Annotated in this window: 22 protein-coding genes (1 of these 22 cut by a window edge); all 22 read right to left on the bottom strand. The window is 59.7% G+C overall.

What is annotated here, in order from left to right:
• Positions 1-730, bottom strand: partial view of an adenylosuccinate synthase gene (locus tag ACQ4MJ_RS04820; protein ID WP_121420592.1) — the 5' portion only. It extends 647 nt beyond the left edge of the window; only the first 730 of its 1,377 coding nucleotides appear in the window; the start codon lies at positions 728-730; its stop codon lies off the left edge, out of view.
• 27 nt (positions 731-757) lie between these two features.
• Positions 758-1,906 (bottom strand): ATP phosphoribosyltransferase regulatory subunit, encoded by a 1,149-nt coding sequence (locus ACQ4MJ_RS04815; protein ID WP_121420593.1) that lies wholly within the window; start codon positions 1,904-1,906, stop codon positions 758-760.
• Between the two features lie 90 nt (positions 1,907-1,996).
• Positions 1,997-2,179: a DUF2065 domain-containing protein gene (locus ACQ4MJ_RS04810; RefSeq protein WP_121420594.1), complete on the bottom strand. Its 183-nt coding sequence runs from the start codon at positions 2,177-2,179 to the stop codon at positions 1,997-1,999.
• A 30-nt stretch (positions 2,180-2,209) separates the two neighbouring features.
• Positions 2,210-3,118 carry a protease modulator HflC gene (gene hflC / locus ACQ4MJ_RS04805; RefSeq protein ID WP_121420595.1) on the bottom strand — a complete coding sequence of 303 codons (909 nt, stop codon included), beginning with the start codon at positions 3,116-3,118 and terminating at the stop codon, positions 2,210-2,212.
• Positions 3,119-3,127: 9 nt separating this feature from the next.
• A complete protein-coding gene (gene hflK / locus ACQ4MJ_RS04800; protein ID WP_121420596.1) occupies positions 3,128-4,504 on the bottom strand; it encodes an FtsH protease activity modulator HflK in 1,377 nt (458 codons plus the stop codon).
• Positions 4,505-4,558: 54 nt separating this feature from the next.
• Positions 4,559-5,725 carry a GTPase HflX gene (hflX, locus tag ACQ4MJ_RS04795; RefSeq protein WP_121420597.1) on the bottom strand — a complete coding sequence of 389 codons (1,167 nt, stop codon included), beginning with the start codon at positions 5,723-5,725 and terminating at the stop codon, positions 4,559-4,561.
• A 69-nt stretch (positions 5,726-5,794) separates the two neighbouring features.
• The gene (hfq, locus tag ACQ4MJ_RS04790) at positions 5,795-6,049 is read right to left on the bottom strand and encodes an RNA chaperone Hfq (protein WP_010464175.1); all 255 of its coding nucleotides are present in this window, start codon (positions 6,047-6,049) and stop codon (positions 5,795-5,797) included.
• Positions 6,050-6,155: 106 nt separating this feature from the next.
• Positions 6,156-7,499 (bottom strand): ribosome biogenesis GTPase Der, encoded by a 1,344-nt coding sequence (gene der, locus ACQ4MJ_RS04785; protein WP_121420598.1) that lies wholly within the window; start codon positions 7,497-7,499, stop codon positions 6,156-6,158.
• 13 nt (positions 7,500-7,512) lie between these two features.
• On the bottom strand, positions 7,513-8,679 hold the full coding sequence (gene bamB, locus ACQ4MJ_RS04780; RefSeq protein ID WP_431149714.1) for an outer membrane protein assembly factor BamB: 1,167 nt from the start codon (positions 8,677-8,679) through the stop codon (positions 7,513-7,515).
• Between the two features lie 2 nt (positions 8,680-8,681).
• Positions 8,682-9,368, bottom strand: a complete 687-nt coding sequence (locus tag ACQ4MJ_RS04775; protein WP_055398657.1) for a YfgM family protein — start codon at positions 9,366-9,368, stop codon at positions 8,682-8,684.
• Positions 9,369-9,382: 14 nt separating this feature from the next.
• Positions 9,383-10,648: a histidine--tRNA ligase gene (gene hisS / locus ACQ4MJ_RS04770; protein WP_228899738.1), complete on the bottom strand. Its 1,266-nt coding sequence runs from the start codon at positions 10,646-10,648 to the stop codon at positions 9,383-9,385.
• 155 nt (positions 10,649-10,803) lie between these two features.
• Entirely contained in the window at positions 10,804-12,066 is a 1,263-nt protein-coding gene (ispG, locus tag ACQ4MJ_RS04765) for a flavodoxin-dependent (E)-4-hydroxy-3-methylbut-2-enyl-diphosphate synthase (RefSeq protein ID WP_199726978.1), read from the bottom strand.
• Between the two features lie 20 nt (positions 12,067-12,086).
• On the bottom strand, positions 12,087-12,926 hold the full coding sequence (locus ACQ4MJ_RS04760; protein ID WP_431149715.1) for a helix-turn-helix domain-containing protein: 840 nt from the start codon (positions 12,924-12,926) through the stop codon (positions 12,087-12,089).
• A 64-nt stretch (positions 12,927-12,990) separates the two neighbouring features.
• Positions 12,991-13,824 (bottom strand): type IV pilus biogenesis/stability protein PilW, encoded by an 834-nt coding sequence (gene pilW, locus ACQ4MJ_RS04755; protein ID WP_431149716.1) that lies wholly within the window; start codon positions 13,822-13,824, stop codon positions 12,991-12,993.
• Positions 13,825-13,860: 36 nt separating this feature from the next.
• Positions 13,861-14,982: a 23S rRNA (adenine(2503)-C(2))-methyltransferase RlmN gene (gene rlmN / locus ACQ4MJ_RS04750; RefSeq protein WP_121505919.1), complete on the bottom strand. Its 1,122-nt coding sequence runs from the start codon at positions 14,980-14,982 to the stop codon at positions 13,861-13,863.
• An 87-nt stretch (positions 14,983-15,069) separates the two neighbouring features.
• On the bottom strand, positions 15,070-15,495 hold the full coding sequence (gene ndk, locus ACQ4MJ_RS04745) for a nucleoside-diphosphate kinase (protein WP_008905954.1): 426 nt from the start codon (positions 15,493-15,495) through the stop codon (positions 15,070-15,072).
• A 90-nt stretch (positions 15,496-15,585) separates the two neighbouring features.
• Positions 15,586-17,175 carry a pseudouridine synthase gene (locus ACQ4MJ_RS04740; RefSeq protein ID WP_431149717.1) on the bottom strand — a complete coding sequence of 530 codons (1,590 nt, stop codon included), beginning with the start codon at positions 17,173-17,175 and terminating at the stop codon, positions 15,586-15,588.
• Positions 17,175-17,930: an SMC-Scp complex subunit ScpB gene (scpB, locus tag ACQ4MJ_RS04735; protein WP_055398663.1), complete on the bottom strand. Its 756-nt coding sequence runs from the start codon at positions 17,928-17,930 to the stop codon at positions 17,175-17,177. Before scpB ends, ACQ4MJ_RS04740 begins: the two co-directional genes overlap by 1 nt.
• 146 nt (positions 17,931-18,076) lie before the next feature.
• Complete coding sequence (locus ACQ4MJ_RS04730) at positions 18,077-19,114, bottom strand: RluA family pseudouridine synthase (protein WP_431149718.1); 1,038 nt, start codon at positions 19,112-19,114, stop codon at positions 18,077-18,079.
• Positions 19,115-19,122: 8 nt separating this feature from the next.
• Positions 19,123-20,040, bottom strand: a complete 918-nt coding sequence (locus ACQ4MJ_RS04725; protein ID WP_431149720.1) for a peptidoglycan DD-metalloendopeptidase family protein — start codon at positions 20,038-20,040, stop codon at positions 19,123-19,125.
• A gap of 12 nt (positions 20,041-20,052) precedes the next feature.
• Positions 20,053-20,823 carry a protein-L-isoaspartate(D-aspartate) O-methyltransferase gene (locus ACQ4MJ_RS04720; protein WP_121505917.1) on the bottom strand — a complete coding sequence of 257 codons (771 nt, stop codon included), beginning with the start codon at positions 20,821-20,823 and terminating at the stop codon, positions 20,053-20,055.
• Positions 20,823-21,611 carry a 5'/3'-nucleotidase SurE gene (gene surE, locus ACQ4MJ_RS04715; RefSeq protein ID WP_055398666.1) on the bottom strand — a complete coding sequence of 263 codons (789 nt, stop codon included), beginning with the start codon at positions 21,609-21,611 and terminating at the stop codon, positions 20,823-20,825. Before surE ends, ACQ4MJ_RS04720 begins: the two co-directional genes overlap by 1 nt.
• Between the last annotated feature and the right edge of the window lie 100 nt (positions 21,612-21,711).

Genomic DNA, 21,711 nt, shown 5'->3' with positions numbered 1-21,711 from the left:
CAAACAGAAGATTGGCACCATCTCGATGGGCGTCGTTGAGCTCGCGCGATACATCAGCCATCATGGGCTTGAGCAACTCTGCATGCCGCATCGCTTCTGCATACACCACATCGAACTGAACTTTGCCGTCCTCGATATAAGGCTTGAGTGCATCACCAAACGCAAAGGTGCCCGAGCGCAGATAGGTCGTAAGGATATGGTTATGCAGATCCAGCAATTCACGAAGCTTGGCAGCAAACCGCTCGGGGTACTTCAAGTCTTGCACCCGCAGGGCACGACGGGCAATCTTGTCTTCATACGCGGGGCCAATACCGCGACCAGTAGTTCCAATTTTTTCCGTTCCACCCTGTTCACGTGCAGCTTCACGCGCCACATCAATGGCTGCATGGAACGGAAGAATCAGCGGGCAAGCTTCGCTAATTCGCAAGCGTGAACGCACTTCGACGCCCGCTTTTTCAAGGCCTTCGATTTCCTCAAACAGCTTGGCTGCCGACAAGACAACACCATTGCCGATGTAGCACTTGACGCCTGGGCGCATGATGCCACTAGGGATCAGATGCAGCGCCGTCTTGACGCCATTGATGACCAGTGTGTGGCCCGCGTTGTGCCCACCTTGAAAACGGACGACACCTTGTGCACTTTCGGTCAGCCAATCAACCAGCTTGCCTTTGCCTTCGTCACCCCACTGGGTTCCGACCACCACTACGTTGCGACCTTTGGTTGCTTTCATCTCAAACCCAATTCAATTGTCAATTGCTTAAACAGCCTGCACGACCCAGCGGCCCGCAATCTGCACCAGTTCCCGATCACAGTGGAACTCGTCCACTTCGCTCTCATGCCCCGGCAAAACACAAACCACCGTCTCACCAGACGTGCGGAGTTCCGCGATGGCTGCATTCACTTCATCCGACTCTCCCCAGGGAGCACGGATAGCAGCTTTCAATGCCCGTGGAGAGACCACGCCCACTACCTGCTTGATATCCAGACTAAACCCAGCTGCGGGACGATTGCGGCCGAACACAGCCCCCACCTCGTCATAGCGGCCACCTCGAACGAGCGCATCGCTTGCGCCCGGGGCATAGATCGCAAAACGCGCACCGCTGTAGTAGGCATAGCCACGCAGATCGGCCAGATCAAAAGTGACAGCAGCCCCCTCAAGGCGGGATGCCAGCCAATTCAAATTTGATAGCACTTGAGATATACCAGGAAAGCGCTGGAAGGCTTTTTTAGCTTCAATCAACACACCCTGATCACCGTAGAGCTGAAGCAACGCCAACAAACCCTCGCGCGACTCCACAGGGAAATCTCGGGTCAATGCCGCGAGTTCAGCCGCGTCCTTGGCTGCCAGTGCCGCATGGATACCGCTCAACACCTGGGCATTCACGGACACGCCCGCCAGAAGATTGCGCACGATGCGCACATCCGCCAGATCAATCGTGGTGCTGGGCACATTGGCAATGCGCAAGCATTCCCGGGCGAGCTGCAACGCCTCAAGATCAGCCTCCAGCCCCGCATGTCCGAAGATTTCTGCGCCGAACTGGAGCGGCTCGCGGGTGGCATGCGGACGATCAGGCCGGGTATGCAACACTGGCCCGCAATAGCAGAGGCGAGTCACGCCCTTGCGATTGAGCAAATGCGCGTCAATTCGAGCGACCTGGGGGGTAGTGTCCGCTCGAAGCCCCATGGATCGCCCTGAGAGCTGGTCCACGAGCTTGAAGGTCTGGAGATCGAGGGCCTCTCCCGTACCTGTCAGCAGGGATTCAAGATGCTCCAGCAACGGGGGCATGACCAGCTCATAGCCGTAGCAGCGGGCTGTATCAAGCAGCCCGCGACGCAATTCTTCGATGTGCCGTGCTTCGGACGGCAAGACATCGGCAATGTGATCCGGAAGGACCCAAGCAGACATGGAAAAAAGGGGAGGCTGTTAAAACCGTGATTCTACTGGGAGCGGCGAAGAGCCCAGAGAGACTCCACCCGCTACCGGCTCTGGCGCTGTTCAGAACCAGAGCATCAACACGCCAGCAACGATTGCCAGCAAACCGAAAAACCGAATCTGGCCATCCTGCATCAGCGCAATCTGAGCGACTGCACGTCGCCAACTCTGAGGCGAAAGAAATGGCAGCAGTCCCTCAATCACCAGCACCAAGGCGAGCGCTGCCCAGAGGCTTTCCGAATCCACAGCGGCAGGATGTCGAAAATCAGCAGGGGACTACTTCCGGGGTGCTGCAGGCATAGCCGCAGAGTTTCCACCTCGGAATGTCTTGAAAAACTCTGATGACGAGGGGTCCAGAACCATTACATCGCTCTTCTTGTTGAAGCTGGATTTGTAGGCTTCCAGGCTCCGGTAGAACTGCGCAAACTGCGGGTCCCGCCCAAACGCATCGGCATAAATGCGCGCGGCTTCGGCGTCACCTTCGCCTTTGATCTTCTGAGCATCCCTGTAGGCATTGGCAATAGTGATCTCACGCTGGCGGTCTGCATCAGCACGAATTTTTTCACCTTCCGCCGCACCCGTAGAACGGAGTTCATTGGCCACGCGTTTGCGCTCGGCCTCCATGCGCCGATACACCGATTCCGTAATCGCCTCTACGTAGTCGACGCGGGTAATGCGAACATCGACAACATCCACACCCCACGGTTTGGCGCCGCGAACGGTCTCCAGCACTTCACGCTTCACATCCGCCATCAGCGCTTCCCGCTTCAGGGAAAGAAGCTCCTTGACGGTGCGCTTGTTGATTTCCTCCTGGAACGCATTGCGCACCACGCGATTGAGTTGCATCGCTCCGGCACTCTCATCCAGTCCAACGTTGCGGATGTACTCCGTTGGCTCGGAGATTCGCCACCGCACATACCAGTCGATGACCACCCGTTGCTTCTCCGCAGTCAACATGGGCTCCGTGTCACTGCTATCCAGTGTCAAAAGGCGTTTGTCGATGTACGACACGTTTTGAAAAGGCGGGGGCAGCTTGAAATTCAAGCCTGGCTCTGTGATCACTTCCTTGATCTGCCCCAATGCGTAAAGCACACCAAACTGGCGCTGGTCCACCACAAAAAGCATGGAGCTCATCAGGGCCAGCACCACCAAGAGGGTAGATGCAATAAATCCGACTCTGTTCACGAGTTGCTCCTAGCGAGATTCACGATCGCGTGTGCGACTGCTGTCACGCGCGCGGGGGTCATTCGAAAAAGTGGTCGAAGGGGCTGCAGGGACTGCAACGGGGGCCGTCGTATTTGCAGCGGGAGCATCCGATGCCCCCCCTCCGCTGGCGACACTTTGCATGATCTTGTCCAGTGGCAAATACAACAGGTTAGAACCCTGCCGTGATTCAACCAGCACCTTGGTTACGTTGCCATAAATCTGCTGCATCGCCTCCAGATACATGCGGTCGCGGGTCACCTGTGGAGCCTTCTGATACTCTGCCAGAATCGAAGAAAACCGCTGGGCATCACCTTGTGCCTGGGCAACAATCCGAGCTTTGTAGGCTGCAGCTTCTTCGTTCAAGCGCGATGCGGACCCCACTGCACGTGGAATCACATCGTTGGCATAGGCTTGGGCTTCATTCTTGGCCCGCTCACGCTCCTGCCCCGCTTTGAGGACATCGTCAAAGGAGGCCTGCACCTGCTCAGGTGGACGGACACCACCTTGCTGCAGATTGATACCCACCACCTCGACACCTACCTTGTAGCGATCCAAGATGGTTTGCATGAGTGTGCGGACACGGGGAGCGATCTGATCACGCTCTTCGGCCAATGCCGTATCCATGCGCATCTTCCCGACCACCTCCCGAACTGCCGTCTCCGCAGCTTGCACCACCGCATCCGAAGGGTTCTTGCTTTCAAACAGCCACGCGCGGGCGTCACTCAAGCGGTACTGGACCGCGAACTTGATCTCGACGATATTCTCATCTTCCGTGAGCATGGCCGACTCACGCAGACCGGTGCTCTTGATGATGCTGTCTCGCCCCACATCGGCAGACCGAATCTGGGTGACAAATACCAGTTCGTGGCGCTCGATGGGGTAAGGCAAACGCCAATTAAAACCTGCACCCACGGTGCTTTTGTACTTGCCGAACTGGGTAATGACCGCCTGCTGACCTTCCTGAACAATAAAAAATCCTGTTCCCATCCAGATCACAAAGACGATCCCAGCGATCAGCCCCACGCCCACACCAGCGCTCTTCATATCTGGCTGGAAGCCCCCCCCCGAACTACCACCGTTGCCCGGACCACGGCCACCGCCGTTCTTGGAGCCAAAAAAACCTCCGAGCTTCTTGTTGAGGTCGCGCCAAAGTTCATCAAGATCGGGCGGCTGTCCATTGCTAGGCCGCTGATCGCCGCCCCGATTTCCGGCTGGAGGAGGCGCAGCAGGACGCTCCTCCGGACGTGAACCGTCGTCTGCCTTGTTATCGTCGCCGCGCCCCCACCGAGGGTCATTCAGATTGAACATGCCCCGAATACGTTCTGGCAGCGAAGCCCAGCGTAGGGTGCGATTTTGAAAATTCATGCGCAAAGTCTCTGGTTCTCTGGATGGCATTGGTAATGCTGGCATTGTGCCCAATCAGGGCGCGGCCCCTGGCAATTCAATGGCGGCATCAGGGGTCATGCATTTTTGAGCGGCAAGTACCCTTAGCGAGAGCGCATGGCGCAGGGCATCCAACCCCTCACCAGAACGAGCACTCACGAACAAGCGCGGGAAGACATGCCCATCCACGTCGTACTGGTCTTCAAGAAGCGGGGGGCGCTGCTCAGCCTGTAGAGAATCCAACTTGTTGAACACAAGTATCTGGGGGATGTCAGCTGCACCAATCTCGTTCAAGACCTTTTGAACCTGAGCCATTTGTTCAGGAAAGCCCGGATTGGAGGCATCCACTACGTGGAGTAAAAGGTCCGCATCAATGGCCTCTTGCAACGTTGCCTGGAATGCATCCACCAAGCCATGAGGAAGGTCCCGAATAAACCCTACGGTATCCGAGAGGGATACCGATCGCCCAGCATCGCCCAAATAGAGTTGCCGTGTTGTGGTGTCCAGTGTTGCAAACAATTGGTCTGCAGCGTAGGCGCGAGCCTTCACCAGCGCATTAAAGAGCGTGGACTTACCAGCGTTGGTGTACCCCACCAATGAAATATTGAACGTATCGCGTCGCTCACGCTGCCTTCTCTGGGTGGTCCGCTGGCGCTTGACCTTCACGAGGCGCTCACGCGTGCGCTTGACAGCGTCGCCAATCATCCGACGATCCAGTTCAATCTGTTTTTCACCCGGGCCGCCGCGCGCACCAATGCCCCCTGTCTGGCGCTCGAGATGCGACCAGCGGCGCACAAGGCGGGTGCTGAGATACTGCAATCTTGCCAACTCCACCTGGAGTTTGCCCTCGTGGCTGCGGGCACGTTGCGCGAAGATTTCCAAGATCAACAACGTTCGGTCATTGACTGGAAGCTCAAGGTGACGCTCCAGGTTTCGCTGCTGCGCCGGACTGAGAGACTGATCGAACAAGACTTCCGCCGCGCCATGCATTTGTGCCAACGTACGGATTTCATCCGCCTTGCCACTACCAATAAACAAGGCCGCATCCGGTGCCTTGCGTTTGCACGTCAAGCGGGCGACAGGCTTCATACCAGCTGTCTGGGCAAGCAATCCCAACTCTTCGAGATCGGCGTCGAAGTGAGGAAGACCAAAATCAACCCCAACCAGAAGCACCGGGGTGCCATCTCCCGACGAAGCGGTCATCGATTGCAAAGTGGATTGCCCCCTCGCCCGATCAGGGCAAGACGCGAAAACGGCAACACAAACAACAACTTAAGCGTTGTTGCTATCTGCATCAGAGGTGTCGGCAGTAGAGAAGTTGACCGCGCGGCCCGGCACGATGGTGGAAATGGCATGCTTGTAGACCATCTGGGTGACTGTATTGCGCAGCAACACCACGTACTGATCAAACGATTCGATCTGCCCCTGCAGTTTGATTCCGTTCACGAGATAGATGGAAACAGGAACATGCTCCCGACGCAAAGCGTTGAGGAAGGGGTCTTGCAAAAGCTGGCCTTTGTTGCTCACGATATTCTCCGTGTTCAAAAATGTTGTTGTAAACCAGCACCTTACCACAGCACGGAGCACAACCCCGCCTCAGGATGCATGGCCCTTTGGAAACCCAGCCTTTGACTTACGCTTCCTCTTTATCAGCGAAAGGGTTGTGCGATGTCTTCATCTCTATCCGGAGCGGTGTACCCACCAAGTCGAATTCTTTGCGGAAGCGGCCCTCCAGAAAGCGCTTGTAGGCATCTGTGACGTGTTCCAACGAATTACCATGGATGATGATCACCGGGGGATTCATGCCCCCCTGATGGGCATATCGCATCTTTGGTCGGAACATGCCTGCGCGTTTCGGACTCTGAAATTGAACAGCTTCTAGCAACAGGCGCGTCAATACTGGCGTTGACATCTTGCAGGTTGCCGCCTTGTGGGCTTGGGCAATCGATGCCCACACCGGCCCCAAACCCTGCCGTTTTTTTGCAGAAATGAAATGCAAGGACGCAAATTTCAGAAATGCGAGCCGGGTCTCGATAGACCGCTCCAGCAACTGACGCTGGTAGTCATCAACGGCATCCCACTTGTTTACTGCAACAACCACGGCTCTCCCGCTCTCCAAGATGTACCCCGCAATGTGCGCATCCTGATCAGTGACACCCTGGGTAGCGTCGAGCAACAGCAGCACCACATTGGCCGATTCAATGGCTTGGAGCGTCTTGACGACCGAGAATTTCTCTATCGCCTCGAAAACTTTGCCCTTGCGGCGCAATCCCGCCGTATCCACCAATTCAAAGCGCTGCCCATTGCGTTCGAAGGGTACCGTGATCGCATCACGGGTCGTTCCCGGCATATCAAACGCAACCAGACGCTCTTCGCCGAGCCAGGTGTTGATCAGCGTCGATTTGCCAACATTCGGCCGACCTGCCACAGCAAGTTTGATGATGCCTTTCTCAGATTCAACATCAGAGTCGTCGGGGTCAGGAAGCTGAAGCGGCTCCAGCGCAATCTCCACCAGGCTTCGGATACCCTGCCCATGGGCAGCAGACACAGGGTAAACCTCGCCCAGACCCAACTCATAGAACTCGGCGAGTTGCACGCCTTCCAGCATGCCTTCTGCCTTGTTGGCAACAAGTACACAAGGTTTACCAAGGCGGCGCAAATAATTGGCGATGTCATGGTCTTGCGCAGATACACCTGCGCGCGCATCCACCACAAAAATGACCACATCAGCTTCGGCAACGGCCTGCTGCGTCTGCTTGGCCATTTCCTTGTAAATTCCGCTCGATGCATCAGGCTCAAAACCGCCGGTATCGATAACGATGTACTCGTGCTTGCCCTGCTTGCCATTGCCGTAATGCCGGTCACGCGTAAGCCCTGCAAAGTCCGCAACAATGGCGTCGCGGGACTTGGTCAGGCGGTTGAAGAGCGTGGACTTGCCGACATTCGGACGCCCCACGAGGGCGATAACTGGCTTCATTAAATAAAATCCATCAATCTGGACGGAATCCGTAGACACCACCATTGCGAGTAACTACCACCAACGTATCTGCGGCCACAGCGGGTGCTGCGGCGATGCCAGATCCGTCCGTGGCGATGCGGTTGAGCGGAGAACCATCCGTGCGGGATAGCAGGTGAACGAGGCCTGTGTCGTCCCCGACTACGACGGAACGACCCAACAACAAGGGCGCCGTCAGTTTGCGGTGTTTGAGCCTGTCGGTGGCCCACAGACGCGAACCATCGCTGCGACGCCACGCCATGACCGTGCCATTGCCCTCGGCACCGAACAGGGCCTCCCCGTCTCCATGCACGCCATCAGCACCACTGGCGGGTTGCGTCCAAGTCACTGCGCCTCTGGCAGCATTGACACAACCCACAGCCGCCTGGAAGGCACGTGCACAGATGGAATCACCTACTCTGCTGGTACGCCCAACCAACTCCACCAGTCTCTCAACATCGTTGGTCCCCCGCGCACTCGCCAAAGGAGCCTCCCAACGAACGCTGCCATTGTCTGGATTCAGACCTACGACACGGCCGGAAAACCCCGCAACCAAGGTATCTCCAACAGCCAGCAAAACGCCCGCCTGGCGCAAAACCAGAGGCTCACCGGGGCGCTGCTGACTCCAGAGTTTGCGGCCCGACACCGCATCAAATGCCGCCAAAGAACGATCGGCCGAAAGCACAAATACGCGCCCACCCGCAACGAGCGGGGGGGTGAATACTTGCGCAGCCAACGATTGACGCCACCGCTCGCGGCCAGCATCCAGAACGATCAAGGTATTGCTGCGGGAAACAACCGCAGCCGATTTTCCGTCGCTACCCACCCCCGCAGACAAAGGCTCTGAAAGCGCTACACGCCAAACGTCGCCACCGGTTCGGGCGTCGATGGCCGCCACAACCCCATCGGAGGAGGCAACAGTCACCACATTGCCTGCGGAATGGACATCAAGCGGCAATCCAGCAACGCTGCCAATGCGCGCAGTCCAAGCCTGCCGCACACCCAGCACCGCAACATTGGCCCCCAGATCTGCCGGCATCGGCTTGGAGCTCCCGCTGTTCCATAGCGAGCATCCAGCCAATGTGACAACCAGGACCGCTGAAGAAATGCACCGCAGGCCGAACACCCTGCCCTTTGCGCCGTCTTCACAAATGAATGCCATGGCTATTTCACCCCATCAATGGATCCGGCGGCAGCTACTGCAACACCTTGTGGAGAAACACCCAGAGCACCGAGCTTTACCTCCACAAGACGACGGTACTCCACCCCCTCCTCGAAGGACTTATAGGCCTTGGCATACTCCGCAATAGCTTCCGCACGCTTATCCTGCAACAGATAAATGTCTCCCTTGCGATCTGCAAAGACCGCTTCAAACTCCAAAGGAGCGCTGCCAGACAACTGCTTGAGTGCGTCGTCGTAGTTTTTTTGATCCATAAGCACGCTGGCCAAGCGCACCTTGGCCAATGCCTTGAGACCATCATCTCCCGACTGAGCAGCCACCCAGGCAAGAGCCTCCTTGGCGCCATCAGCATTGCCTGCCTCAACCATGGTCTTGGCCAATGCAAGCCCCGCCTGACTGGCCTGGGTAGTGCCCGCATACTTGGCCTTGAGGTCGGCAAACGCCTGAGCCATGCGCGCCTGGTCACCCGCTCGGGCAGCCACGTCTACAGCATCGTAGAGCGCTGCGGCCTGGCTTGCCTGCCGGTTCTGCCAATACTGGTATCCGTTCCAGGCGACCAAGGAGCCTGCCACCAAAATCAGCACGGAGCTGATGAGGGTGCCCCAGGTGTTCCAGAAATGCTTGAGCTGATCAAGCTGCTCTTGTTCTTCGAGATCAAGGTGATTTGCCATGGAATGTGTTCTGTTTAGCGGTTGGATTGTAGGTTGGAGGCCCAATCGGCCAGGGAATCTAGCGGATGGTCAGACTGCGCACCCACACCATCGCGCAATGACTTGACGACAACCATCCCCCGGGACAGCTCATCCTCCCCAAAGACCAGCGCATGCTGCGCGCCACTCCCATCTGCCTTCTTGAATTGGGATTTCATGCTGCCCATACCCTCGCCCCCTGCAGGCGCAGCATGCATCTGCACACTGAGGCCCAACTGTCGCAGGCGCTCGATGGTGGTCACAGCCACGGGCAGCGCCGCCACAGAGGGGATCACGGCATAGACATCAGGTACAAGGGCTGAGACCGTGCTGGTCTGCTCCTTGAGCAGTTCAAGCACACGCTCAACCCCTAGCGCCCAACCCACCGCCGGGGCTGCCTTGCCACCGATCTGCTCTATCAGATAGTCGTAGCGACCACCGCCACAAATGGTGCCCTGCGACCCCAGCTGATCAGTGACAAACTCAAAGACCGTAAGGTTGTAGTAGTCCATGCCCCGAACCAGCCGGGGGTTCACGGTCCAGGCCACATCATTGGCGCTCAGAATGGACTTCACTGCATCAAAGTGCGCGAGCGACTTTGGCCCCAGAAAATCAATCAATCGAGGCGCAGCCTCCACCACGGCCTGCATAGCGGGGTTCTTGGTATCCAGAATGCGCAACGGATTGCTATGCAAACGCCGACGCGCCTCCTCATCCAGCACCTCGACATGCTGTTCCAGGTACGAAATCAGCGCCGCTCGGTGCGCCTTGCGTTCATGCGGTTCACCCAGGCTGTTCAGTTCCAGGCGCACGTTCTGCAACCCCAGTTCGCGCCACAGCGAGTGGGCCAGAAGAATCAACTCCGCATCGACCTCCGCACCAGGAAAGCCGAGCGCTTCAGCGCCAATCTGGTGAAACTGGCGATACCGCCCGCGCTGCGGACGCTCATGGCGGAACATGGGCCCCATGTAGTAGAGGCGCTTGCCTCCGTCATACAGCATGGAATGCTCAGCAACTGCGCGAACCACCCCTGCAGTCGCTTCGGGACGCAAAGTGAGATGCTCGCCATTGAGACGATCCTCGAACGAGTACATCTCTTTTTCGACGATGTCCGTGACCTCACCGAGGCCACGAACAAACAGCGCCGTGGGCTCAACAATCGGCGTACGGATGTTGCGATAGGCATATCGAGCCATAAGGGTGCGGACCTTGGACTCCAGCCACTCCCATCGGGCGGATTCAGGAGGCAGGATATCGTTCATGCCTTTCACGGCCACCAGCTTTTCCGGCTTGGTCGACGAAGCGCTTTTTTCGTTACTCACAACTGTTCTTTTCTCTATCTGGCAACTATTCGAAGGACATCACCCACCATCTCAAGATAGCGGCTCAGTATCAATCAGGGTAAGGCGAGCAACGCTCAGGCCAAAGTCACAGCAGCGGCGCCAAAACGCTTTTCGATGTACTGCTCGACAATTTGGTGGAATTCATGGGCGATGTTGTCACCCCGCAGCGTCATCGCCTTCTCGCCGTCAATGAACACAGGGGCTGCTGGCGCCTCCCCCGTACCAGGCAGGCTGATGCCGATGTCCGCGTGCTTGCTCTCACCAGGCCCATTGACAATGCATCCCATCACCGCAACACGCAAGTTTTCGACGCCAGGATAGCGAACGCGCCATACAGGCATCTGGGCACGCAGAAAATCATCAATCTGCTTGGCGAGGTCCTGGAAGGTGGTGCTGGTAGTGCGACCACAGCCAGGACACGCCGTGACACTGGGAACAAATACACGCAAGCCCAGAGCCTGCAGTATCTCGGAGGCCACCACGACCTCCTGTGTGCGCGCTTCACCGGGCTGGGGCGTCAGAGACACGCGAATGGTGTCACCAATACCCTCCTGCAGCAACACAGACAACGCAGCAGCCGACGCTACTGTGCCTTTGGTTCCCATGCCTGCTTCCGTGAGTCCCAGGTGCAAAGGGTAGTCGCAGCGGCGTGCCAGTTCCCGGTACACAGAAATCAGGTCCTGCACACCGCTGACTTTGCAGGACAAGATGATTTGGTTGCCATCAAGGCCCATTTCTTCGGCCCGGCGCGCAGATTCAATGGCCGAGGTAATCAACGCCTCGTACATCACCTGGCGTGCTTCCCAAGGAGTAGCACGGCGGCTGTTGGCATCCATCAAATCAACCAGCAAGTCCTGGTCAAGACTGCCCCAATTCACACCAATACGCACGGCTTTGTTCCAGCGAATGGCTGCATCGATCATCTGGCCGAACTGCCGATCCCTCTTGTCGCCCTTGCCTACGTTGCCGGGATTGATGCGGTACTTGGAGAGCGCCTGTGCGCACTCAGGAAAATCCGTAAGAAGCCGGTGCCCGTTGTAGTGAAAGTCCCCCACCAAGGGGACGCTTTCTCCCATACGGTCCAATTGTTCACGAATGTAGGGTACTGCCGCTGCGGCCTCAGGGGTGTTCACCGTAATCCGGACGAACTCCGAGCCGGCCTGCGCCAGTTCCTTGACCTGAATGGCCGTGCCAATGGCATCCACGGTGTCTGTGTTGGTCATGGACTGCACTCGCACCGGAGCATCCCCGCCCACGGTCACCACGCGCGATCCCCACACAATCCTGGCTTGGCGGGACCGCCGTGGCAAAGGGGACGCCACCGCAATGGGCTCCATCTCACAAGGTAACCGTTCCATCATTTCACCTCGAAGCGAGCTACGTTCTCACGGGACACAGGCGTCAAGTCAAAAGGCTTTCCGCGCACAAATACCTCTGTCACGTCGGCACGACCAATCACCACGGCCAGCGGCATTTGGCCTGCGACAGACACCGACTCACCCGCCGCAAGATTCCTTTGCAACGCCACGGTGCCTGCGGAATCACGCACCTGCACCCAGGATTCGCTGCGCGCGCGCAGCACCAATGCCCCGGCCGGTGGCGTTGTAGCGCTTGCCGCCTCCAATGGGGCTGACGCAGCGTTGTTAGTAGCGGCAGCCGCAACGGCGGGAGCCGCGTCTGTGCGACCTGCCACTGACGGCAGAGAAACGTCGGGGATGCGCTGGGCAGCAGCGGGGATTGCATCCGACGCACCCGTGACAGCAGGGGCGGCCTGCTGCTCGACCACATTGGCCGGCGGTTGGATCGATGCGGGGGCAACAAGCGGGCTCGTTACACCGTCCTGCTGCCTGGGGAAAAAGACCAGAATCAGTGCCCCCACCAGCAGCGCCAAAACCACCACCGTTACGGACCGTGAGGTAGACCCGGAGGAAAAGGAAGCCGATGAGGAAGACGATTTCCCGATACTGCCTTTCACCGGAGCGTTCAATCCCGCACTGTCTGTAGCCAAGCGAGGGCTTTTACTTTGTGGCAACAGCGACAGAATGGGGGCTGGGTCCAACTTGAGCGTTCTGCACATGCTGGAGGCAAGCGCACGCACAAACACTGTATCGGGCAAGGCCTCATAGTTATCCGCCTCCAGCGCTTCCAGCTTGCTGACTGGCACTTTCAGTGCCACAGCCAAGGCAGCGATGTGCATACCAGACGCTTGTCGCGCCTCCCTCAGCAAACTACCCGCTGTCACCCCACCACTTTCCAAAACCTCACTCATTGAAAGCCCCACGCTCGTATGCACCCAACTCCCGTGAGTCCGGGAAACGCTTGCGCAACTGATCAGCCAGTTGCTTCATGGCCACGGAATCACCCAAAGCGCGCTCAACCTTGATCCCCAGCCACAACGACTCGGAATTGGCGTACTGGCTGTTGTTGAGCCGCCGGATATAGAACTGAGACCGGGTCAATTCATTGCGACGCAAAAAAAGTACCGCGAGGTGATAACCGACGACAGGGTTTGCCGCATCCAGTTCATAAGCTTTCAGCAGCGACTGCTCGGCCTCCGCAAACTGGCCAGCGCCTGATTGGCACAGGCCTTGGGCCATCAAGGTCTTGCTGCGTGCTGTGTATGCAGGATTTGCGAGAGCCCGACCAAAGTGCTGATTCGCCTCGGCGTACTTTTGCTGCTGGCACAACAACCAACCGTAGTTGTGCAGCAGATTGGGATCCCCGCCCCGCAGCGCCAATGCTCGGCGAAAACTGTCGTCCGCCTGGGCAAAATCGCTCAACCTCATGTAGATGAGGCCACGAAGATTGAAGGCATCGGCGTAGGTGGGATCAGCTGCAAGCGCCTGCTTGACTTCATCGAGCGCCACGGCCGTCTGACCATTCTCAAAATAGTTGGAAGCAAGCTCCAGACGGATACGGGCGCGGCGCCGCGTCTCTGGCTCATCAGACGGGGTGATCATTCCCGCGTTGGCGTCGGCGGTCGGCATGCCGCTATTGGTTGCACACCCTTGAAGCGCAGCCACGCAGGCCACCACGCCACATGCCGTGAGAGTCCAGCGGCCCCATTGCTGCCAGCGTCCAACCAATCTCACCATGTAGAGCCTCCTTGAAGTATGCCGATTGCTTGTTGATCAAGTCACCGGTTTGAGCACGATTGTCCGCTGCTTTGCCATGCGCTCGGCAGCCCTTGTGCGGTCCTTGACATCGCCTGCGAGCTGACCGCACGCAGCGTCGATATCATCTCCGCGGGTCTTGCGCACGGTCGTGACGATACCCGCTTCGCTCAAGACTTTGGCGAAAGCCAGCACCTGATTTTGTGGCGAACGCAACAGCCCTGACGCGGGAAACGGATTGAAAGGAATCAGGTTGAATTTGCAGCGCACACCCACACCACGGGCGGGCTTGACAAGTTCGATCAGCTGCCGTGCGTGCTCAACCTGGTCATTGACACCATCGAGCATGCAGTATTCAAACGTAATGAAGTCGCGCGGCGCATGCGCCAGATATCGATTGCAGGCAGCCAGCAATTCTTCAATGGGATATTTGCGGTTCAGCGGCACCAGGTTGTCGCGCAAGGGGTCATTCGGCGCATGCAGAGACACCGCGAGAGCCACAGGACAATCCACGGACAAGCGGTCCATCATCGGAACCACGCCCGACGTTGAAACGGTGACCCGCCTGCGTGACAAACCATACCCATGGTCGTCCAGCATGACGCGCAAGGCCGGAACGAGGGCCGAGTAGTTCTGCAGCGGCTCCCCCATCCCCATCATCACCACGTTCGAAATGACGCGGTCCTCAGATTGGAGGCGCTGGCGCAGGGAATGCTCAGCAAACCAAAGCTGTGCAACGATCTCCCCCGTGGTGAGATTTCTGCTGAAGCCCTGATGCCCCGTGGAACAGAAGCGGCAACCCACAGCGCAGCCAGCCTGTGAGGATATACACAGGGTTCCGCGATCATCTTCGGGAATAAAAACCGCCTCGACCGCATTGCCATCCCCCACGTCAAACAGCCACTTGACCGTGCCGTCTGAGGAGACATGTTCGGAGATGACGGGCAAGGCCTCGACGCGAGCACAGCCCTTGAGCTTGTCGCGCAAGGCCTTTGCCAGATCACTCATGGCGTCAAAGTCACTGGCGCCGCGCTGATGAATCCAGCGAAACAACTGCGTGGCGCGAAACCGCTTTTCACCCAACTGCTGGCAGAAAGCCGCCAGACCGTCGAGATCAAATTCCAAAAGATTGGTGGTCACTGCGCCCTCCCCGGGGTGGGCCGAACGCAGTCGTCCCCATGGCGCAGGTATCCCACGTGTGCGGGAACAGGCATGGGGACACCCATATCAGCGCGAGTAAATGTTCAGGCCAGGGAAGAAGAAAGCCACTTCTGCCTGGGCGGTTTCCGCAGCGTCGGAGCCATGCACTGCATTGGCATCGATGCTGTCAGCGAAGTCGGCGCGGATAGTGCCGGCTTCTGCCTTCTTGGGGTCCGTGGCGCCCATGAGTTCGCGGTTTTTCAGAATCGCGTTTTCACCTTCCAGGGCCTGGATCATCACAGGACCGGAGATCATGAAATCCACCAGATCCTTGAAGAAAGGACGCTCTTTGTGCACAGCGTAGAACTGCTCGGCCTCCAGGCGCGATAGGTGAGCCATACGTGCAGCCACGACCTTGAGACCAGCCGCTTCGAAGCGTGCATAGATCTGACCGATGACGTTCTTTGCCACTGCGTCGGGCTTGATGATGGAGAGAGTGCGTTCGATTGCCATATTGATTTCCTGAATTGATGTTGCTGTGATTCGTTTGTCCACCGGACAAAGCCCTCGATTCTAACCGGGGAGCCCGGGGCAGCACAGCGCCTAGCGCCCGCCCCCGCCCCGACGTGGACCTCCGCCACCAGGGCGGCGTTTGTCCTGGCGATGCCGCGAGAGACTGTCCATGCCGATATAGCCCACCGATGTTTTCATCGGATCGGGCTGCGCCGCGCCGCGCGGGCGGTCTCCACCACCTGCATTGTTGCCACGGTCGAACCCTTGCCCCCCATCACGGCGGGGTTTCTGCCCTCGGGGACCACCGGGCGCACCCTGCGACATGTCGCGACGCGGCCCGTCGCCCACGCGGGGACCATTGCGCCCCCGGTTGCGCTTGTTGCCACCCCGTCCGCCGCCAGCGCCCGACCCGTCATCCGAACGAGCTTCCGCTGCTTCCGGACGCCCGGCGCCCGCCGCCTGCACCAGAGCCCGGATGTCGCCCTCATCCAGTTCCAGCCAGGCACCGCGCTTGAGACCCCGTGGCAGCACCATGGCACCGTAACGGATGCGGATCAACCGACTGACCGCATGGCCCACAGATTCGAGCATGCGGCGCACCTCGCGATTGCGCCCTTCGGAAATGGTGACCCGGTACCAGCAATTGGAACCTTCGCCTCCACCATCTTCGATGGAACCAAACGACGCCATGCCATCGTCCAGGCGCACGCCATCGAGCAGCTTCTGCTTTTCCTCATTGCTGAGGGCGCCGAGCACACGCACAGCGTATTCACGCTCCAGCCCAAAACGAGGATGCATGAGCTTGTTGGCCAGCTCTCCCGAGCTGGTGAACAGCAGCAGGCCTTCGGTATTCAGATCCAGGCGCCCTACCGACTGCCACTTGCCCTGCATGAGCCGGGGCAGCTTGCGAAAGACGGTGGGCCGGTTCTGGGGATCGTCATGGGTCACCACCTCCCCCACAGGCTTGTGGTAAGCAATCACCCGCGCTGGCGGCGGGTCTATGCGGTAGCGGATGGGTTTGCCATTGACCTTGACCTGATCGCCGAACTGGATGCGCTGGCCGATGTGGGCTGGCTCGTTGTTGACGGAGATGCGCCCTTCCAGAATGAGTTGCTCCATCTCCAGGCGCGAGCCAAGTCCCGCCTGCGCCAGCACCTTGTGAAGCTTGGGGGTTTCCACCTGGGGCAGAAGCACCCGCTTAGCGGGAACCATCTCTGCGGAGGCATCATCCTCATCGAAGCGCCCCGACACCACATCTTCAAACTGGTATCCCTGAACCGCAGGAGCACCTGCCTTGCGCTTGTCGCGCCCTGCGCCGTCGAGGCGCGGCTGCCGAGCCCGCCCGTCCCCACGATTCTGGCGCTCGCCATGGCGAGGTTCGGGGGTGGCGTCAGACGCCTCCGCCTCTGCCTCGGGAATTGCAGGCCCATGCGCAACCACAGCAGCGACAGGTACATCCTGCTGGCTCAACCCATGCGGCGACTCCCCGGCCAGGGCAGGTGCCTCAGCAGCATCCAAAACGCGCACGTCCACAGCATCCTGCACTTCCACGGCTTGCGCTGGCTCGACTTTTTTCTTGCGCGGGGCACGTTTGACAGCGGCTTTTTGGGGCGCTGCGGCTGTCGCTGAAGGATCAGCATCCGGCAGATCGGCCGGGATTTCGGGGGTCGAATCGTTCATCAAGTATTTCCCTGGATACCACCCGGGGTATCGGCATCGTCATCACGGAGATCCGTCTCCGCACTCTGAAAAAAATCATCCACACGCAGCAACTGCCCACTGGCGGCAACAGCCTCCAAAGACTCTGATGGCTGACTATCCATCGCCACAGCCAGCAGTTCAGCCTCGGCCTCAGGCGTTGATTCCGGCTCTATCACTCCTTGCGCTGCAGCGGCCATTGCTTCCAGCACATTCGCATTGCCTGAGGGGTCGTCAAGCACCGGCAATTGGTCCAACGACTGCAATCCCATGTCATCCAAGAACTGCCGGGTGGTTGCAAACAGCGCGGGGCGCCCCACCGTTTCCCGGTGACCAATGACCTCGACCCAGCCGCGGTCTTCCAACTGCTTGACGATCAGGCTATTGACCGTTACCCCCCGGATGTCCTCGATGTCGCCGCGCGTAACCGGCTGGCGATACGCAATGATCGCGAGTGTCTCCATGGTGGCCCTCGAATAGCGCGGAGGCTTTTCGGGGTGCAACCTGTCGAGGTATTCACGCATTTCGGGACGGCTCTGAAAACGCCAGCCCGTGGCCACCTGCACCAGCTCTACACCCCGCTGCGTCCATTCAAGCTGCAACTCCTGCAACAGCAACTTGAGCGTGTCCGACCCCAGAGCGTCATTGAAAAGCACCCGCAGCTCGCGCAAGGGCACAGGCTGCTGCGCGCAGATCAGCGCAGTTTCGAGGACCCGTTTGGCATCCACCGTGTTCATGGTTCAGCGATTCCTGGAAAAGTGCCACGCGTTGCAACGGGTGGCACATCAACAGCAGGGGCAATCAATGGCGCGCTGTGCAAGGGCGCTGGCGCGACGCAGAAGCCCGGCGGGATTCCGTCTTCGGGCTGGGGCCAGTCTGGCCGTCAGGGCGCATTGTAGCCCAGCCCCCACAGGGAGAGGGCTTGGCGCATGTCTTCGGGCACAGGAGCATGGAATTCCAGCGCCTGGCCCGTGACGGGATGCACAAAGGCCAGGCGGTAGGCATGAAGGGCCTGCCGCTGCATCGCCCCGAGCGGAGCTCCCCCATAGAGGCTGTCCCCCACCAGTGGGTGCTTCAGAGATGCCATGTGCACCCGGATCTGGTGGGTGCGCCCCGTGTGCAGGGTGCATTGCACCCAGCAACCGTCGTCCGTACCAGCCAGGCAGCGGATATCGGTCCGTGCCAACTTGCCAGCATGGAGTGCCAAGTCCACCACCGCCATGCGCAGGCGGTTGCGTGGATCTCGGCCGATGGGAGCATCCACCGTTCGTGACTTGGGCCCCGACCAGGCGCCGTGGGCCATGGCCAAATACTGGCGCTGTACCTTGCGCTCCGCAATCAGTGCCACCAACGCGTCCATGGTGGCACGATCACGGGCAACCACCATCAAGCCACTCGTATCCTTGTCGAGCCGGTGCACGATGCCAGCGCGTGGCACGGTCAACGCCTTGTCGTCGCGGGCGAGCAAGCCGTTGAGCAGGGTGCCACTCCAGTTCCCCGGCGCGGGATGGACCACCAGACCAGCGGGCTTGTTCACCACCAGCAGATGCGCATCCTCATGGACGACCTCGATGTGCATGGGCTCGGGCCGAAACGCCTGGCTCTGCAGCGTGGGCCGCATTTCCAGCACCACCTGATCGCCCACCTTCACCCGGGTCGCCGACTTCCTGACCGGTTTGCCATTGAGGCTGACCAACCCCTGCACCAGCAATTGCTGCAGATAGCTGCGGGAGAACTCGGGCACCAGATCGGCCAGCGCCTTGTCCAGCCGGGCCGCGTGCTGCCCGGCGCCTATCTGCGTGGAGCGAAGCTCGCTCCCGGATTCGTCCGCCAGTCCTTCAGACTCCTCGCTCAGCAAGTCATCTGCGGCTCCGGCCGGTTCATCCGCACTGCCAGATGCGCCCAGAGGCGGTTGAGCCACAGCCGGGCTCAACGGGGAGGCAGGTAACGCGATGGATCCACCGGCTTGCCCTGGCGGCGGATTTCAAAGTGCAGCTTGACGCGATCGGCGTCGGTGCTGCCCATCTCGGCGATTTTTTGCCCCTTGCGCACGGCCTGATCTTCCTTGACGAGCAAGGTCTGGTTATGGGCATATGCCGTCAAAAACGTGTTGTTATGCTTGAGGATGACAAGGTTGCCGTATCCGCGCAGCCCAGCGCCCGCATACACCACGCGGCCATCGGCGGCGGCCAGGACCGGGTCACCGGCCTTGCCAGCAATGTCGTAGCCCTTGTTGCGTGCCTCGTCAAAACCGGCAATCAACGAGCCAGGCGCAGGCCAGATGAACGCCATGTCATCCTCGGCCGCGGCAGCGGGTGCGGCAGGCGTGGCGGGGGCAACGGCCACCACAGGGCCAGAAGCCGCCGATGTTGCAGGTTTCGCGGCACTGGCCGCAGGGGCTGGCGTGCTCGCAGGTGCTGCAGGCGTGATGGAGGAAGACGTGACAGGACGGGTGACCACGCCGCTGTCCGACGCGACCGCCTGCGAAGCAGCAACCGGTGGCGCTACGCGCAGAACCTGGCCCACTTCGATCAGATTTGCGTTGTCAAGGTTGTTCCAGCGCGCAATGTCTTTCCAGCTCTGGCCGGACTCCAGCCCGATTCGGATCAGGGTATCTCCAGGCTTGACTGTGTAATAGCCAGGCTTGCCCGCATTTTCAGCACCCGGCAGTGGCTTGATGGAGGTGCCAACCACCACACCTGGCTGTGCAGAGGATGAAGGAGCGGAGGAGGAGGATGTGCCTCGGTCTTCCACTGGAGCCTTGTTCAGCCGGGTGCCGCAGCCACTAAGCGCCAAACCCGCCAGTGCCACAGTAAACCCAACCACAAGACCACGCGATACGAACATAAGCAATTCCCTTCAGGCAATCCCCGATTTTAGAGGGACAAAATGCACAGGCTCCAGCACGCTTTGTTTCAATCCGTGTGGGGTTTTGTCGATCACAAGCAACATCTGCTGCCCCCCCGCAAGCGCCATGGGCGCAACCAGCCTGCCGCCCACGGCCAATTGATCGCACCAGGCCTGAGGCACAGCATCACCACCGGCTGCGGCAATGATGGCCGCGTAAGGCGCACCCTTGGCATAGCCCAGCATGCCGTCACCAAACAGCAGGTGCACATTGGCCAGCCGAAATGGGCGCAGGTTGTTGCGCGCCTTGTCGTGCAGGCCACGCAGGCGCTCCAGGGTGTAGACCTCGCGCGCCAGGTGGCTCAGCACGGCGGCCTGGTAGCCGCAGCCCGTACCGATTTCCAGCACACGCCCCAGCCCATCGGTGCGTGCGCCTTCGGCGCCCAGGAGCAATTCGCACATGCGGGCGACGACATTGGGCTTTGAGATGGTCTGCCCCAGACCAATGGGCAGACTGGTGTCCTCATACGCCTGGTTGACCAGGGCGCTGTCCACAAAACGGTGGCGTTCCACGGTGCCCATGGCCTGCAGCACCGCAGCCGATGTGATGCCCCCTGCCGCCAGCTTTTGCACCATGCGCGCGCGCACCGCCGCAGAATCCAGCCCAACGCCCACAGGGGGTGCTGCCACTGGATTGCGCGCAGCGGGAGCCACCGGCGTGGCCCGGACTGCCGCAGGACCCGATCCGGGCAGCCGGGCCGGGAATCCAGGGCGGCGCTGCATCAGAGCTCCGGGGCGCCAGCCGCCCCTGCCGCAAGCCGGGACGCCGTTTGCGCCCAGTAGCCAAGGTTGTCATGGTCGGTCAGGTCCACCTTCAGTGGAGTGATGGACACATGGCCCTGCGCCGTGGCATGGAAATCCGTGCCCTCCGCATCGTCCTTGGCGGCTCCCGCGCCACCAATCCAATACATCGCCTCACCCCGGGGGCTTTCCTGCACGATCACGCGCTCGGCCGCGTGGCGGCGTCCCAGGCGGCACAGCTTGATGGGCTGCAGCGCCGCAAGCGGCATGTTGGGAATGTTCACATTCAGCAGCCAGGGTGTATCGGTCACCAGGTTCTGGGCGCGCATCTGCTCCACAATCTCCCGCGCCTTGGCCGCTGCAGCCTCGATCTCGCCCCAGCCCTTGTCCACCTGCGAGAAGGCAATGGCCGGAATGCCAAACAGATAACCCTCCATCGCGGCGCCCACGGTGCCTGAATAAATGGTGTCGTCGCCCATGTTGGCGCCATTGTTGATGCCCGACACCACCAGATCGGGCCGGTAGCCCAGCAGCCCCGTCAGGGCGATGTGCACACAGTCGGCCGGCGTTCCGTTCACATAACGGAAGCCGTTGTGGGCCTTGTGCACATACAGCGGCGAGTGCAGGGTCAGCGCATTGGACTTGGCACTGTTGTTGTGCTCGGGCGCGACGACTTCAACCTCCACCCCGTCGAGGGTTTTCAGGGCATCGTGCAGCGCCACGATGCCCGGAGCCTGGTAGCCGTCGTCGTTGGAGATCAGAATTTTCATGGGTTGCGGTAGAGCTTGCAACGGATTGTAGGTGGGGCACCCGCCCACACCCAACGGCCCGCCCTCCGTCGCTCGTGGGACATCGTGCGCCCGGGTGCCC

It is taken from the genome of Acidovorax facilis (assembly GCF_050626955.1).
In the GTDB taxonomy this organism is placed as follows: Bacteria; Pseudomonadota; Gammaproteobacteria; order Burkholderiales; family Burkholderiaceae_C; genus Acidovorax; species Acidovorax facilis.
The sequence above is the reverse complement of the archived record's forward strand: the minus strand, read 5'-3'. Positions and strand labels throughout refer to the sequence as shown.